This window comes from Lysinibacillus sp. IITD104 (assembly GCF_036698265.2).
In the GTDB taxonomy this organism is placed as follows: domain Bacteria; phylum Bacillota; class Bacilli; order Bacillales_A; family Planococcaceae; genus Lysinibacillus; species Lysinibacillus boronitolerans.
Genome location: NZ_JBAHYH020000001.1, coordinates 858,785 through 871,766 on the forward strand (window position 1 = coordinate 858,785; position 12,982 = coordinate 871,766).

11 protein-coding genes and 1 other annotated feature (1 of these 12 only partly in view) are annotated in these 12,982 nt (G+C 38.0%); of the genes, 7 read left to right on the forward strand and 4 right to left on the reverse strand.

Annotated elements, in window-relative coordinates; all coding sequences use genetic code 11:
• Nucleotides 1-95 (reverse strand) — a binding site (T-box leader) (it extends 147 nt beyond the left edge of the window).
• Between the two features lie 403 nt (nt 96-498).
• Nucleotides 499-2,148: an FAD-binding dehydrogenase gene (locus V1L66_RS04480; protein ID WP_333006891.1), complete on the forward strand. Its 1,650-nt coding sequence runs from the start codon at nt 499-501 to the stop codon at nt 2,146-2,148.
• Nucleotides 2,149-2,327: 179 nt separating this feature from the next.
• Here V1L66_RS04480 and V1L66_RS04485 read toward each other — a convergent pair whose 3' ends face one another.
• Nucleotides 2,328-3,299 carry a rhodanese-related sulfurtransferase gene (locus tag V1L66_RS04485; protein WP_016992107.1) on the reverse strand — a complete coding sequence of 324 codons (972 nt, stop codon included), beginning with the start codon at nt 3,297-3,299 and terminating at the stop codon, nt 2,328-2,330.
• A gap of 139 nt (nt 3,300-3,438) precedes the next feature.
• Here V1L66_RS04485 and V1L66_RS04490 point away from each other — a divergent pair, with 139 nt between their 5' ends.
• The gene (locus V1L66_RS04490) at nt 3,439-4,221 is read left to right on the forward strand and encodes an enoyl-CoA hydratase (RefSeq protein WP_016992106.1); all 783 of its coding nucleotides are present in this window, start codon (nt 3,439-3,441) and stop codon (nt 4,219-4,221) included.
• 55 nt (nt 4,222-4,276) lie between these two features.
• On the opposite strand, the gene V1L66_RS04495 is transcribed toward V1L66_RS04490, so the two are convergent.
• Nucleotides 4,277-4,462, reverse strand: coding sequence for a YhzD family protein (locus V1L66_RS04495; protein ID WP_036075853.1), 186 nt, complete (start codon nt 4,460-4,462; stop codon nt 4,277-4,279).
• Between the two features lie 257 nt (nt 4,463-4,719).
• Here V1L66_RS04495 and V1L66_RS04500 point away from each other — a divergent pair, with 257 nt between their 5' ends.
• From V1L66_RS04500 to V1L66_RS04515, 4 genes are all read left to right on the forward strand, one after another.
• Complete coding sequence (locus V1L66_RS04500; RefSeq protein ID WP_333006828.1) at nt 4,720-5,934, forward strand: DNA repair exonuclease; 1,215 nt, start codon at nt 4,720-4,722, stop codon at nt 5,932-5,934.
• Between the two features lie 4 nt (nt 5,935-5,938).
• Entirely contained in the window at nt 5,939-8,827 is a 2,889-nt protein-coding gene (locus tag V1L66_RS04505) for an AAA family ATPase (RefSeq protein ID WP_333006827.1), read from the forward strand.
• Nucleotides 8,824-9,759: a 3'-5' exoribonuclease YhaM gene (gene yhaM / locus V1L66_RS04510; protein WP_036075849.1), complete on the forward strand. Its 936-nt coding sequence runs from the start codon at nt 8,824-8,826 to the stop codon at nt 9,757-9,759. Before V1L66_RS04505 ends, yhaM begins: the two co-directional genes overlap by 4 nt.
• Nucleotides 9,760-9,924: 165 nt before the next feature.
• On the forward strand, nt 9,925-11,229 hold the full coding sequence (locus tag V1L66_RS04515) for a methyl-accepting chemotaxis protein (RefSeq protein ID WP_036075847.1): 1,305 nt from the start codon (nt 9,925-9,927) through the stop codon (nt 11,227-11,229).
• A 61-nt stretch (nt 11,230-11,290) separates the two neighbouring features.
• On the opposite strand, the gene V1L66_RS04520 is transcribed toward V1L66_RS04515, so the two are convergent.
• Nucleotides 11,291-12,271 carry a peptidylprolyl isomerase gene (locus V1L66_RS04520; protein ID WP_016992099.1) on the reverse strand — a complete coding sequence of 327 codons (981 nt, stop codon included), beginning with the start codon at nt 12,269-12,271 and terminating at the stop codon, nt 11,291-11,293.
• 143 nt (nt 12,272-12,414) lie between these two features.
• Here V1L66_RS04520 and V1L66_RS04525 point away from each other — a divergent pair, with 143 nt between their 5' ends.
• Nucleotides 12,415-12,519: a YjcZ family sporulation protein gene (locus V1L66_RS04525; protein ID WP_004230765.1), complete on the forward strand. Its 105-nt coding sequence runs from the start codon at nt 12,415-12,417 to the stop codon at nt 12,517-12,519.
• Between the two features lie 243 nt (nt 12,520-12,762).
• Here V1L66_RS04525 and V1L66_RS04530 read toward each other — a convergent pair whose 3' ends face one another.
• Nucleotides 12,763-12,948 carry a hypothetical protein gene (locus V1L66_RS04530; RefSeq protein ID WP_008173337.1) on the reverse strand — a complete coding sequence of 62 codons (186 nt, stop codon included), beginning with the start codon at nt 12,946-12,948 and terminating at the stop codon, nt 12,763-12,765.
• Nucleotides 12,949-12,982: the final 34 nt, after the last annotated feature.

The window sequence follows — 12,982 nt, forward strand, 5'->3', positions numbered from 1 at the left end:
AGTGGAACTATTATCGTAGAAATCACTGATTTGCACCAACCATCAGCTCTCTTTGGATTTTCTTGCGACTAGTGTGTCTCCGTCGTTATATTTTTTATGATTAAATTTGTTAACATCATAATCCCTATTGTTCACCTTTGTCAACGATATTTCTTAAAAACTTTAAAAATACTGACTTCAAAAGTCTGAAAAATAACTAAAAACGAATATTATTTATATAATCCTGTTGTATTGTTCGTCTTTTTGGGGAGTACAATGAAAGCGCTAACGCTATTTGAAAAGTCCGATAGTATCAGGTTTCTGTGCAGTTTTAGAATAAAAAATTATATGGGAATTAAATGGAATAAAATAGAGGTTTTATGCTAATTGTCGATGGTGTGGATCCGAGAAAGCGAACGATTTTGTTTGTCACATTTTAGACAAAAATATGAATAGTAGAAGGTAAATAGACTGTGAGAGAAGAATGTTAGTTAAGGATATGGATTTGGGGGTGTAAGAATGAAGTATGATGTTGCAATAGTCGGTGCTGGACTTGCAGGATTAGTCGCAGCTTGTGAATTAATCGATGCAAAGAAAAAAGTTCTTTTAGTAGATCAAGAGCCTGAAAATTCAATCGGGGGACAGGCATATTGGTCGTTCGGTGGAATATTTTTAGTAAATTCTCCAGAGCAACGAAGGCTTGGGATTAAAGATAGTAAGGAGCTTGCATGGCAGGATTGGCAAGGAACTGCAGGCTTTGATCGTTTAGATGATGAGGATTCTTGGACATATAAATGGGCAAGAGCCTATGTCGATTTTGCTGCAGGTGAAAAATACGACTGGTTAAAGTCAAAAGGAATAAAGTTTTTCCCCGTTGTTGGATGGGCAGAGCGGGGAGGTTCGTTAGCAGGAGGACACGGCAATTCAGTACCAAGGTTTCACATTGTCTGGGGAACAGGCCCTGGCATTGTAAAGCCATTTGTAGATAAAGTGAAACAGGCTATAAAAGATGGATTTATTGACTTCAAGCCAAGACATCGTGTGGATGAATTTATCCAGCAAGAAGGGGAGATTACAGGAATTAGCGGAACGGTGCTTGCTGAAACCTTTATTAATCGAGGTGAAAAAAGTTCCAGATTAGGGATCGGTGAATTTTCCTACGAAGCTAAAGCTGTGATTGTGGCAAGTGGAGGTATTGGGGCAAATTTTGATTTAGTAAGAAAAAATTGGCCTGCTCGATTAGGGACACCTCCTAAAAATATGGTATGTGGTGTGCCAGCTTACGTTGATGGAAGAATGCTAGAGATTACGGAACACGCTGGGGGACGCATTGTTAATCGTGATCGTATGTGGCATTACACAGAGGGGTTAAAAAATTGGGATCCGATATGGCCTAACCATGGGATTCGGATATTGCCTGGTCCCTCCTCCCTGTGGTTTGATGCAGAGGGGAATCGTTTTCATGCACCCAACTTTCCAGGGTTTGATACGCTCAGTACGTTGGAGGCGATTCAAAAAACTGGTTATGACTATTCCTGGTTTATTTTAACGGAAAAAATTATTGAGAAAGAATTTGCTTTATCTGGCTCAGAGCAAAACCCAGATTTAACAAACAAAAGCATTAGCGATGTTCTAAAACGCATTTTACCAGGCCCACCGGCTCCGATCCAAGCTTTTAAAAATCACGGAGAGGATTTTGTGATTGCACATGATCTAAAGGAACTTGTAGATGGAATGAATAAACTTGCTGGGAATGAGCTACTTGATTTCATGAAGATTAAAGAACAAATCTTGGCAAGAGATCGTGAAATGGACAATAAGTTTACGAAGGATTTGCAAGTAAACGCTATTCATGGAGCAAGAAATTATATTGGCGATAAATGGGTGCGTGTTGCCAAGCCACATAAAATTTTAGATACCAAAAATTGGCCTTTAATTGCTGTTCGCTTAAACATTCTAACAAGGAAAACTTTAGGTGGCTTACAAACAAATTTAAATGGTGCTGTTTTAGGTATGGACGGTCAGCCAATTCCTGGGTTATATGCTGCTGGTGAAGTAAGTGGTTTCGGTGGTGGTGGTGTCCATGGCTACCGCGCTTTAGAAGGGACATTTGTTGGTGGGTGTTTATTTAGTGGACGCCAGGTAGGACGTTATTTAGGACAAGAATAAAGTGTATAAATAAGAGCATCGTCTTGATGAACGATGCTCTTTTGAATTGATGATTACTATGCTAATTTTTTGAGCGGCAATGACTATGAAATAATCCCCTGAATTAAATTGAATGGATTTGGAATCTTACTTGCCCAAACTACAGGGAAACTATCTTTAATGCATTATCTCTCTAAGTATTAACAATTTGATTGTTGGACCTCTGCAATCTTAGCAATTTGTTCTTCAACCTGTTCCTTTGTCCAACCGTTTTCCTCCACGAAAAAGTTACGTTCGGCACGGCGACAATCATCTGAACAGCTTCGCATGTAAAATGCCTCATGTTTTTCGTCACAAAGCATTAACTTATGACACGCTGGGTTTGCACAGTTTGTATATCGTTCAGAAGGTTCCCCTGTGAAATAATCCTTCCCAACAATGACATGCTCCACCTGATTAATCGGTACACTTCGACGACGGTCAAAAACAAACATTTGACCATCCCATAATTGACCTTTTACTTCAGGATCCTTCGCATATGTAGCAATACCGCCGTGCAATTGACCTACGCTCTTACCATAGCCCTCACGTTTTAGCCAACCTGAGAATTTTTCGCAGCGAATACCACCTGTACAATAAGTTAAGATCTTTTTATCTGCAAAATCTTCTTTATGTGCTTCCATCCAAGCAGGTAGGTCACGGAAGTTTTCGATATCTGGTCGTACAGCACCTCGGAAATGACCGAGATCATATTCATAGTCATTACGGGCATCGATGATTACTGTGTTGTCATCTTGCATCTGTTCCATAAATTCTTTAGGTGTTAAATAATCACCTGTAATTTCTAACGGATTGATATCCTGTTCTAAGCCTAGGTGAACAATTTCCTTACGAGGACGTACATGCATTTTTCTAAAGGTATGCCCTTCAACCTCATCAATTTTCCACATAATATCATTAAAACGAGCATCAGCCTTCATATGGCTCATGTAAGCATCTGTTTGCTCAATGGTGCCTGATACAGTGCCGTTAATACCTTCGTAGCCTACTAAAATGCGACCAAGAAGCCCTATCTCTTTACACAGTGCTAGATGCTCTTCTGCAAAAGCTTCAGGGTCTTCAATCGTAATATATTTATAATAAAGTAATACACGATAGTCTTTTTGTGTCAAAATACGTTACCACCTTTATCTCAATATTCGTCCTTTAATATAGCATAACAAGGAGCATTTTTGCTTAGAGAGAAGGAGTTTTCTAAAAAAACACGAATTATATATAGTGAATGACTATTCATATTTGGGGGTTATAGAGATGGAATTTTCAACAATTACTTTAGAAAAATTAGAACGTCGTGCAACATTAACGTTGAATCGTCCGCAGGCGATGAATGCTATGGATGATATTATGATGCGTGAACTAGCAGAATGCTTTGAAGCTCTACAACAGGAAAAAGATATTCAGGTGCTTGTTATTCGTGGAGAAGGAAAGGTCTTTTCTGCGGGTGGTGATATAAAAGCAATGCTAGATGAAAGCAAACCGCTGAATATTGATGAGGCAATGGTTTATCTGACACGTATCGTAAAGGCATATTATCAGCTACCGATGATAGTGATTGCAGCAGTTCATGGAGCTTCAGCAGGTTTAGGATTTAGTCTAACACTAGGGGCAGATATTATTGTAGCCTGTGAAAATAGTAAGCTTGCTATGAATTTCATTGGAATAGGACTGATTCCAGATGGTGGCGGTCATTTCTTCATGAAGGAGCGTGTAGGTACTGTTAAGGCAAAACAAATGATATGGGAGGGGAAGGTATTAACAGCAAAAGAAGCATTAGATGCAGGATTAATTGATTATATTGCACCTGAGGGCACTGTATTTGCAATGGCAGATCAGCTGGTAGGTAAAATGCTTGCATCCCCAATATCTTCCATGATTACGACGAAAAAAATTCTGCATGCACAAAATATGCCACAGCTAGAAAATATCTTAGCATTAGAGGCTGAGGGACAGTCTACAATGCGTAAAACATCAGATCATATTGAGGGCATTCATGCTTTTGTAGAGAAAAGAACGCCTGTCTTTGTAGGTAAATAAAAATAATAAAAGGCGCGTAGCAAACACCACTTGACTACGTGCCTTTTATTAGCCACTAAACATGGAATAAAATTAATTTACCTGAAGCGTTTACAAGACGATGAGTTTTATCGGCAACACCTTTTTCTTCAATTTGTTGTTGTCCATTTAGTTTAGCAGCCTCATCATTTTCAAAAGTCCAAGTTTCATCAAATAATGTTTCTCCTGTTTTTTCAAAAGCTGTAAAACGATAATTCTCCATACAGACCCCACCCTTTTACTTGAATATATTTCTATTATACATAGAAGATTTATAAACTTCACGGTAAAACTAGTGGATTTTTTGATAAATTACGAAAATTGTGGAAAAAGTGAGGCGATGTTGTTTTTTCCGTAATAGCATTTTTCATCAAACATGAATTATGATAAAATAGAACAAATATTCGGTATTGGTTAATCAGCATATTATTACTTTGGTTTGCACTAAAGAGAGAATTATCTACTATTTGAGGTGATTGGATGTCAGCAATTCGTTTTTTCCATATGGCAGATTTACATTTAGATAGTCCATTTAAGGGCTTATTTGGTCTACCCGAACACATTTTAAAGAAAATACGGTTAAGCACTTTTGAAGCGTTCGATAAAATTATCGTTAAAGCGATTCAGGAAAAACCTGATTTTTTACTAATTGTTGGGGATATTTATGATGGTGAAAATCGTAGCTTGCAAGCACAACGAAGATTTCAAGATGCAATGGAAAAACTTTTTCAACACAATATCCCTGTGATTGTGAGCTACGGAAATCATGATCATTTAAATGGCACATGGACACGCTTTGCTTTACCAAGTAATGTCTATGAATTACCGGCTGAAACGAGTGTAGTTCAATTAAAAATACGTGGTCAGCAAGTGAATATATATGGTTTTAGTTATCCCGAACGTCATTTAAGGGAATCCGTTATCGAAAGCTATCCAACTGCGCATGATCAGCATGCCCTTCATATTGGTATGCTACATGGCAGTGAGGCAGGCAATACGACACATGATGTGTATGCCCCTTTTACAAAACAGCAGTTACTTGAAAAGAACTATCATTATTGGGCGCTTGGCCATATTCATAAACGACAGCTTTTACATCAAAACCCGCCCATTGTTTATCCAGGCAATATTCAAAGTCGACATCGTAAAGAACAAGGAATGAAAGGTTTTTATGATGTGACGTTATCCAAAACATCGACTGAGCTTGATTTTATCTCTACTTCTGCTGTCGTTTATAACACGATAGAGGTGGATTGTACGGATGTGGTACACGCCAATGAATTGCTGAAGAGATGTGCAGAAGCGATTACAGCCAATAGAAAGAAGTTTGGCGCATCGGTAGTAGAGCTTCATTTGCAACAAATTGACGAACAAACGGAAGCTTTATTTGAGCATGCAACAGTAGATGCATGGTTAGAGACTATTCGAGAGGCTGAGGAAGGTATTGAGCCAATGTGTTGGGTACAAAAAATGGTGTTGCAAAAGGCCGCGAGATTTTATGAGCATACCGCAACTACCCAATCCGTTGTGAGCTTAATGGAACAGTGGGACAGTAATGAATGGAAGGATATTTTAAAAGATTTGTACCAATATGCCGGTGGGGCAAGGCTAATAGAGCCACTTAGTGAAAAGGATATTGAGAACTTAACGCATCGTGCACAGACATTATTAGCAGAAGAAATTCAAAGGGCGTGATTACATGCTGACAATTCAAAAAATCCAAATTTATGGCTTTGGTAAGCATGAAAATATCTCCATTTCGTTAAATGATGGTGTCACTATTTTTTATGGTTTAAATGAAGCAGGAAAAACGACGATTCAACAGTTTATACTACAAATGCTTTTTGGCTTCCCTACAAGGCAGCAGACACAGCGCAAATATGAGCCGAAAATTTCGACAAAATATGGGGGTCAGCTGACACTTTTGCATCCAATTTATGGTCAATGCACAATTGAACGTGTGAAAGGAAAAGCTGTTGGTGATGTTACTGTCTATCTTGAGGATGGTACAACGGGGCATGAGGAGCTGTTAGGAAAGCTTTTATATGGTTATTCTAGGGCATCCTTTGAAGCCATTTTTTCTTTTTCACTGCATGAGCTACAAGGTATTGAAAAAATGTCTGAAGAGGAGCTAACTCATTTGCTACTTGCCTCAGGTACAACAGGTATTCAGCATTTATCCACCCTTGAAAAGAAAATGGATAAAGAGGCTAGTGAGTTGTTTAAAAAGACAGGTAAAGTGCCATTGATTAATCAAAAGATCGAGCAATTAAAGCAGCTGGAGCGGACGATTAAACAGGAACAGGGAAAAATACAAACCTTTGAGGATAAATTACAGCAATTACAGTTACTCGAGCAAAAGTTAGAACAACTATATGGTACGCAAAAACAGCAACAGCAACAGTGGCAGCAATTAACTATTCAAAAGCAAGCGCTTCCTCTTCTCAAGCAGCAACAGACTTTGCAACAAACAATGACCAATTATCAGCATGTTCAGTTTCCATCAGAGGGTATTAGACGTTATGAACAAATAAAGGATCGTCTGTTACATGAAAGTCAACAACTGATGCAATTAAAGGAGCAGCATCAAACATTGCAGGAGAAACTAATAGCAGCAGTGGATGAGCAAAAGGTTAATGAAATGGCTTACCTTATGCAAAAAGAGGCAACGTGGCATCAGCTAATGGTGAAGGAGCAAAATTTACAGGATGATCTCTTTTTACTCGAACAAGAAATTGAAGCACAGTTTCGTTTACTAGGTGTAACAGACAAAGAGGCACAAGAAAATCTTCTGAACGAAACAGTTTCACTCCAACAGGAGCAACAATTTCAGCTTCAAATAAGTAAATTAGAGGAGGCCGAGGAGGAGCTAAAATTTTATCTACGTTCACTCGATCAAGTACACCAAGAGTTAGATGCAATAGCCAAACAGAAGCAGCAGCTAATGCTTGAGTCATTAACAAGCGAGGAAGAACATATTTTAGCACAGTGGCCACAACAAAAGCGGAGGCTTGAGCAATTACGTGCTGCCAAATCGCAACGCAGTAAGCAGAAGCAGCCTCATTATTTTATCTGGCTTGTATTACTGATTGGTTTCATGTCGTTTGCTTATGGCGTATTTGAAAAAAACATAGTTGTAATCCTAATTGGAACAGTTTTATCATTGCTAACTTTTTTGTTTATTCGATATGTTAAGCAAGCAGATGAACCTACTAATAAAGAGCACAATTTCCTCCTACGGGAGTTAGAGCAGGAGGAATTGACAGTACAAGCAGTTCTTTTAAAGAAGCAAAGATATGAAGATCGTTGGTTACACATCAATGAACAGCAGAAAGAAAAAGAGCAGCAATACACTTCTCTTGAATATAAAATTCAACAAGCGGAGGTAGAGAGTGAAGAAGCCACTCAGACACTCCAGCATTTTTTAAAGCGTTATCGCTTACAAGGAACGATAGCTAGAACGCTAATGCCCGAATTATTTATGCGTATTCGTGGTGTACAAGAATTAGCAGCTAAACGAAACAGTACCTCAAGTCTATTGCAAGAAACACAGGTAGAAAAGAGCAACATTTATGAGCAGCTTCAACGGGTTTTAGATGGAGCCTATGATGAACAGGAAATTTATATGCATTTACGAACAGCCTACCTTGAAGCACAACAGCATCAGCAGCAAGCACAGCATGCAAAAGATCAGCTAGCCAACATCCAAATAAAAATAGAAGGTGGACAATCAAGAATGGATCGTTATACAGCTGAAATGTACGAGCTATTCAGTGAAGCGAAAATCCAAAATGAACAGGCTTATTATGAAATGCATGAGCAATTTGAACAGAGAAGAAAAATTGAGACAGAATTGCAAACTGTTCAGGCTCAATTATCTTCACTCGATCTTCAACAGAAGGAAAATCTGATGGAGGGCACTGTTAACGAGGGCATATTTGCTTTACAACAAGAGCAGCAGTCATTGCAATTAGAAATTGACCAATGTCTTGAACAACGTGCTGCTTTGCTAATGGAAAAAGAACAGCTATTAAATGATGAAAAGTATGGTCAATTGCTTCAACAGTTTGAGCAGGAGAAAACAGAATTGCAGCAGTTAATAGAGCAATGGGCAACTAAAAAAGCTGTGGCAACAGCTATTCATGAAACTTTATTCCGTCTTCGCGAAGAAAAATTACCTCATGTCCTTGCAGAGGTAAATGCCATATTCCGTTTACTAACAGAAGGAAACTATGACAAACTTTCGATTCATGAGGAAGGTTATTTTGTAGCACAGGATGCTGCAGGAATACGTTATCAAATGGTGGAGTTGTCGCAGGCTACCAAAGAGCAAGCTTATATTGCATTGCGAATGGCTCTAGCAAAAACCCTAGTGAGCGCAGCTCCATTTCCCATGATTATGGACGATCCTTTTGTCCATTTTGATCGAAACCGCACAGACAAAATGGTACAATTAATGAAAGAAGTAGGATATGAACGTCAAATTTTATATTTTACTTGCCATGATACAATGCTCAAATATTGGCAGAGAGATCAGATTGTCGATATAGGAGCATTAGCAAATGAAAGGGGAGTGGCGTCAACATGAAAGGGATTACGACGCTCCAAGTTGGAGAAGCAGTTGATCAATTTTTATTAATAAAACAAGCGACAAAAGGTGTTACAACCGTTGGAAAGCCATTTATGTCGCTATTATTACAAGATAAAAGTGGGGATATAGAGGCAAAGCTATGGGACACGAATGAGGATCATGAAAAGATGTACCATGCGGAAGCCATTGTACGTGTTGGCGGAGAGATTCATGACTATAGAGGAAAGAATCAATTGCGTATCAAATCTATTCGTGTTGCAAAGCCAGAGGAAGGAATCGCTATTCATGATTTAGTGCCGTCCTCTGCAACACCGAAAGAACAACTATATGAAGAGTTAACCCAATTTTTCTTTGATATTAAAAACCCAAATATCTCACGAATTACTAGAGCGGCTATAAAAAAACACCAAGAGGCCATTTTAGTTTTTCCAGCAGCGACAAAAAATCATCATGACTACGCGTCAGGTTTATTAGATCATATGGTCTCTATGCTTAAACTAGGTAAAGCCATTGCTGATCTATATCCAACACTAAATCGTGACTTATTATATGCGGGAATTATTTTACATGATGTAGGCAAGGTTGTAGAGTTATCAGGACCAGTTGCCACAATGTATACAGTAGAGGGCAATTTATTAGGCCATATTACGATTATGGTGAATGAAATTGCTAAGATTGCTAGTGAGCTTGAAATTGAAGGTGAGGAAGTCATGCTGTTACAGCATATGGTATTGTCTCACCATGGGAAAGAAGAATGGGGTAGCCCGAAAAAACCGATGATTCAGGAAGCAGAAATCTTGCATTATATTGATAACATTGATGCAAAGATGAATATGTTAACAAGAGCATTAGGAAAAACGACACCGGGTGAATTTACAGAGAGACTCTTCCCTCTTGATAATCGTTCATTCTACAAGCCTACTATTTAAAAAGCAGTATAAATCAGCCCATAAACTAACATTGCTGTCTAGCTATTCGTTATTAATTTCTCTGAGTCTAAGTATTCATATATTTATTTGTAGTGCCTAACTATTGTACCAATGTGAATATTTATTTTAGAATAGAGAGAGAAATTATAGGAATGGGGAAAAGTAATGGATACAGAGGGACTTTTTTCACGGAAAATTAAGTTTTGGAAAAGTTTAATTTTCAAAATGATATTAGCAATTGGCATAAGCTTGTTTATTAGCTCCCATATTTCAGAATTTGTTAGTCGTCAATTCGAGAAAGTAGTGCATTTAAATGGTAGTGCAGGGGTTGTCATCAATACATTTATTTCGTTATTTATCGGCACAGTAATTATTTCGTTATGTACAAGGTATATCGTCTTAAGGCGTGTAAAGCGTGTGTTAAATGCTATGACACTGGCTGCTGATGGCGATTTAACTGTTCGCATTGATGATCGATTGAAAGATGAAATTGGTCAATTATCGACTGAATTTAATCATATGTTAGAGCAAATTGGCACGGTCATTGAAAAGACGAATAAAGCATCGACAGATGTATCAGCCTTTACAAAGGAATTTACAACGATTACCGAGCAAAGCAGTCAAACAGTTGAAACTATTTCAAGTGCCATTGGGGAAATTGCCTCCAGTGCAGAAGGACAATTAAGGCAAATGGATTTATTATCTGAATCGGCACATTTAATCACTAAAGATATGGATCATGCATCTTCTGCTGTACAGGCAGTGGCCTCAATAGCGAATGAAACGAACCAAAAGGCTGATTTAGGATTACAGTTAATTGAGCAAACGATTGAGAAAATGAATACCATTAATGAATCTGTTCATCAATCAACCGAAGTTGTGAATGCTTTAGGTGAAAAATCAAAGGAAATTAGTACGATTGTAGCGCTGATTACAAGTATTACAGATCAAACAAACCTGCTTGCATTGAATGCATCTATTGAAGCAGCTCGTGCAGGAGAGGCTGGAAAAGGCTTTGCAGTAGTGGCAGATGAAGTAAGAAAGCTAGCAGAGGAATCTGGAAAAGCTGCAGATAATATTCGAACATTGGTGGATGATATTTTAAACCAAACCTCCAGTGCTGTTTATGCTATTAATAGTGGGACGCAGTTTGTGGAGGAAGGGCGTGAATCTGTTGAACAGACAGGCGATACCTTTAAAAATATAGTCGTAGATTTGCAACAGATAAGTCATCGTACAAAGGAAGTAAAGGATATTGTCTTGCGTGTCAATGAGAAAACAAGTCAAACAGATGAGGCTGTAAAAGAAGTCGTTGGCATAGCGAATGGCACATCTTCAGGCATACAGCATATTGCTTTATCAATTGAGCAGCAAAGTGCCTCTAATGAGGAAATAGCAAGTGCTGCAAATGTTCTTCAAACAATGTCAAACGACCTACAAACTGAAATTAGCCAATTTAAAGTAAAATAGAGAAGAAAAAGAAGCATCTGATATATCAGGTGCTTCTTTTTTGTATAGACTCGTCTCTAAGTTATTTAGATTCCTTGTCAGTATCTTTTGCTTTATCTTCGGAATCCTCTTTTGGCGCATTTTCTTCAGCCTTTTTAGCTGCTTCTTCAGCTGCTTTTGCTTGTTCTTCACTTGTTGTTGTAAAGAATTTAAGTGATTCTTTTAAATCTTTATCAGATGTTTTTACATCTGCATCTTTAGCCATCTTTGCAACAATATCTTTAAGAATCGTTTGAGCTTCGCCAGTTTGGTTCAGTTTACTTAACATAGTTGAACGAATGTTTTCTTCTTCGTCTTTAAATGAACCTACGCCTTTTACATCACGCTTGTCCGTAATTTCAATTACGTGGTAACCAAAGCTAGATTTTACTGGTTCACTTAATGTATTTAATTCAAGAGCATAAGCAGCATCGTTAAACTCGTCTACCATTGAACCTACAGAGAACCATCCAAGCTCTCCACCTTTTTGAGCAGAACCAGTATCTGTTGAGTACTCTTTTGCAACGTCCTCAAACTTAGCGCCACCCTTAATTTTTGCAATCACTTCTTTTGCTGTTTTTTCATCTGCTACTAAAATATGACGACCATTTAGTTCTGTTTTCATTTGCTCGTAGTATTTTTTCACATCTTCTTCTTTAATTGCTTGATCTTTTAAAGCTTTTTCTTGAAGAAGTTGAACACGTAAAGAATCTTTAAAGCCCTGTTCAGTTAAGCCACTTTCAGCAAGCGCTTGTGAAAAGCCATCACCAAATTGTGATGCAGTAGTGTCATAAGCTTCTTTGATTTCTTTATCTGTTACTTCATATTTGTCAGCTAAAACTTTTTCAGTCACCATTTGCTGCATTACATATGAGCCTGTTAAAGCTTTTGCCTTTTCATTAAAATCAGCTACTGAAATATCGCCCACTTTAGAAGTAACGATTGCTTTGCTGTCTCCGCCGCTACAAGCACCAAGCGCTAATACAGATGCAGCTAGAGTTAAAGATAAAACTGTCTTTTTCATAGTGGATATTCTCTCCTAACATGGTTTCGTCCATTTTTTACTATAACATAAACGTTTTAAAAACAAAATGGTTCCCCCTTGAGTATTGCCTATATTTCAAATTTTGAAGCGCATAGGATATAGAAAAGAAAGGGGGTGAAGTTATGGGCAACGGAGGATACGGTGGCGGTGGCTACGGCTCAGGCTTTGCTTTATTAGTTGTGTTATTTATTTTATTAATTATCGTTGGTGCAGCGTTCCTATACTAATTAATAAAACAGCGAAAAGCTAAGAGCTTTAACTCTTAGCTTTTCTTGACAATGTAGGCATTCGCGCCGCATGCCTTAGATTCTAAACAATTTAATTGATTAGTAAAAGTTGTTGCATGGGGGGCTCGACTTATCTTCGAGCGTGCGGACGGGCGCGGATGTCCCATGTTTTTGAAAGGAGCTTTTCAAAAAAAGCCAGAAAAAATTAGATTCCATTACGCCGAGGCGTAATGGATTTTTCTGCTATACTGCATATAAAATTTCAATGTAGAATGAGACAAGTAGGATAGTAATAAGTATATTTATAGTTCGGAATATTTTTGGTTGGTTTTCTTCGGGAATTTCACGTCGCATGCATAGAGCATAGGTCATGCGATTAATTTGAAATAAATAGAATACCGAGAATAGAACTACAATCATTAATAGCAAGTCTATTCCTCCCCTCTTTCAATAGTAATAGCAT

What these genes read in the sequence shown, in the direction of transcription:
- V1L66_RS04480 (WP_333006891.1), top strand. Translation starts at nt 499, where the DNA reads ATGAAGTATGATGTTGCAATAGTCGGTGCTGGACTTGCAGGATTAGTC.
- V1L66_RS04490 (WP_016992106.1), top strand. Translation starts at nt 3,439, where the DNA reads ATGGAATTTTCAACAATTACTTTAGAAAAATTAGAACGTCGTGCAACA.
- V1L66_RS04495 (WP_036075853.1), bottom strand. Translation starts at nt 4,462, where the DNA reads ATGGAGAATTATCGTTTTACAGCTTTTGAAAAAACAGGAGAAACATTA.
- V1L66_RS04500 (WP_333006828.1), top strand. Translation starts at nt 4,720, where the DNA reads ATGTCAGCAATTCGTTTTTTCCATATGGCAGATTTACATTTAGATAGT.
- V1L66_RS04505 (WP_333006827.1), top strand. Translation starts at nt 5,939, where the DNA reads ATGCTGACAATTCAAAAAATCCAAATTTATGGCTTTGGTAAGCATGAA.
- yhaM (WP_036075849.1), top strand. Translation starts at nt 8,824, where the DNA reads ATGAAAGGGATTACGACGCTCCAAGTTGGAGAAGCAGTTGATCAATTT.
- V1L66_RS04515 (WP_036075847.1), top strand. Translation starts at nt 9,925, where the DNA reads ATGGATACAGAGGGACTTTTTTCACGGAAAATTAAGTTTTGGAAAAGT.
- V1L66_RS04520 (WP_016992099.1), bottom strand. Translation starts at nt 12,271, where the DNA reads ATGAAAAAGACAGTTTTATCTTTAACTCTAGCTGCATCTGTATTAGCG.
- V1L66_RS04525 (WP_004230765.1), top strand. Translation starts at nt 12,415, where the DNA reads ATGGGCAACGGAGGATACGGTGGCGGTGGCTACGGCTCAGGCTTTGCT.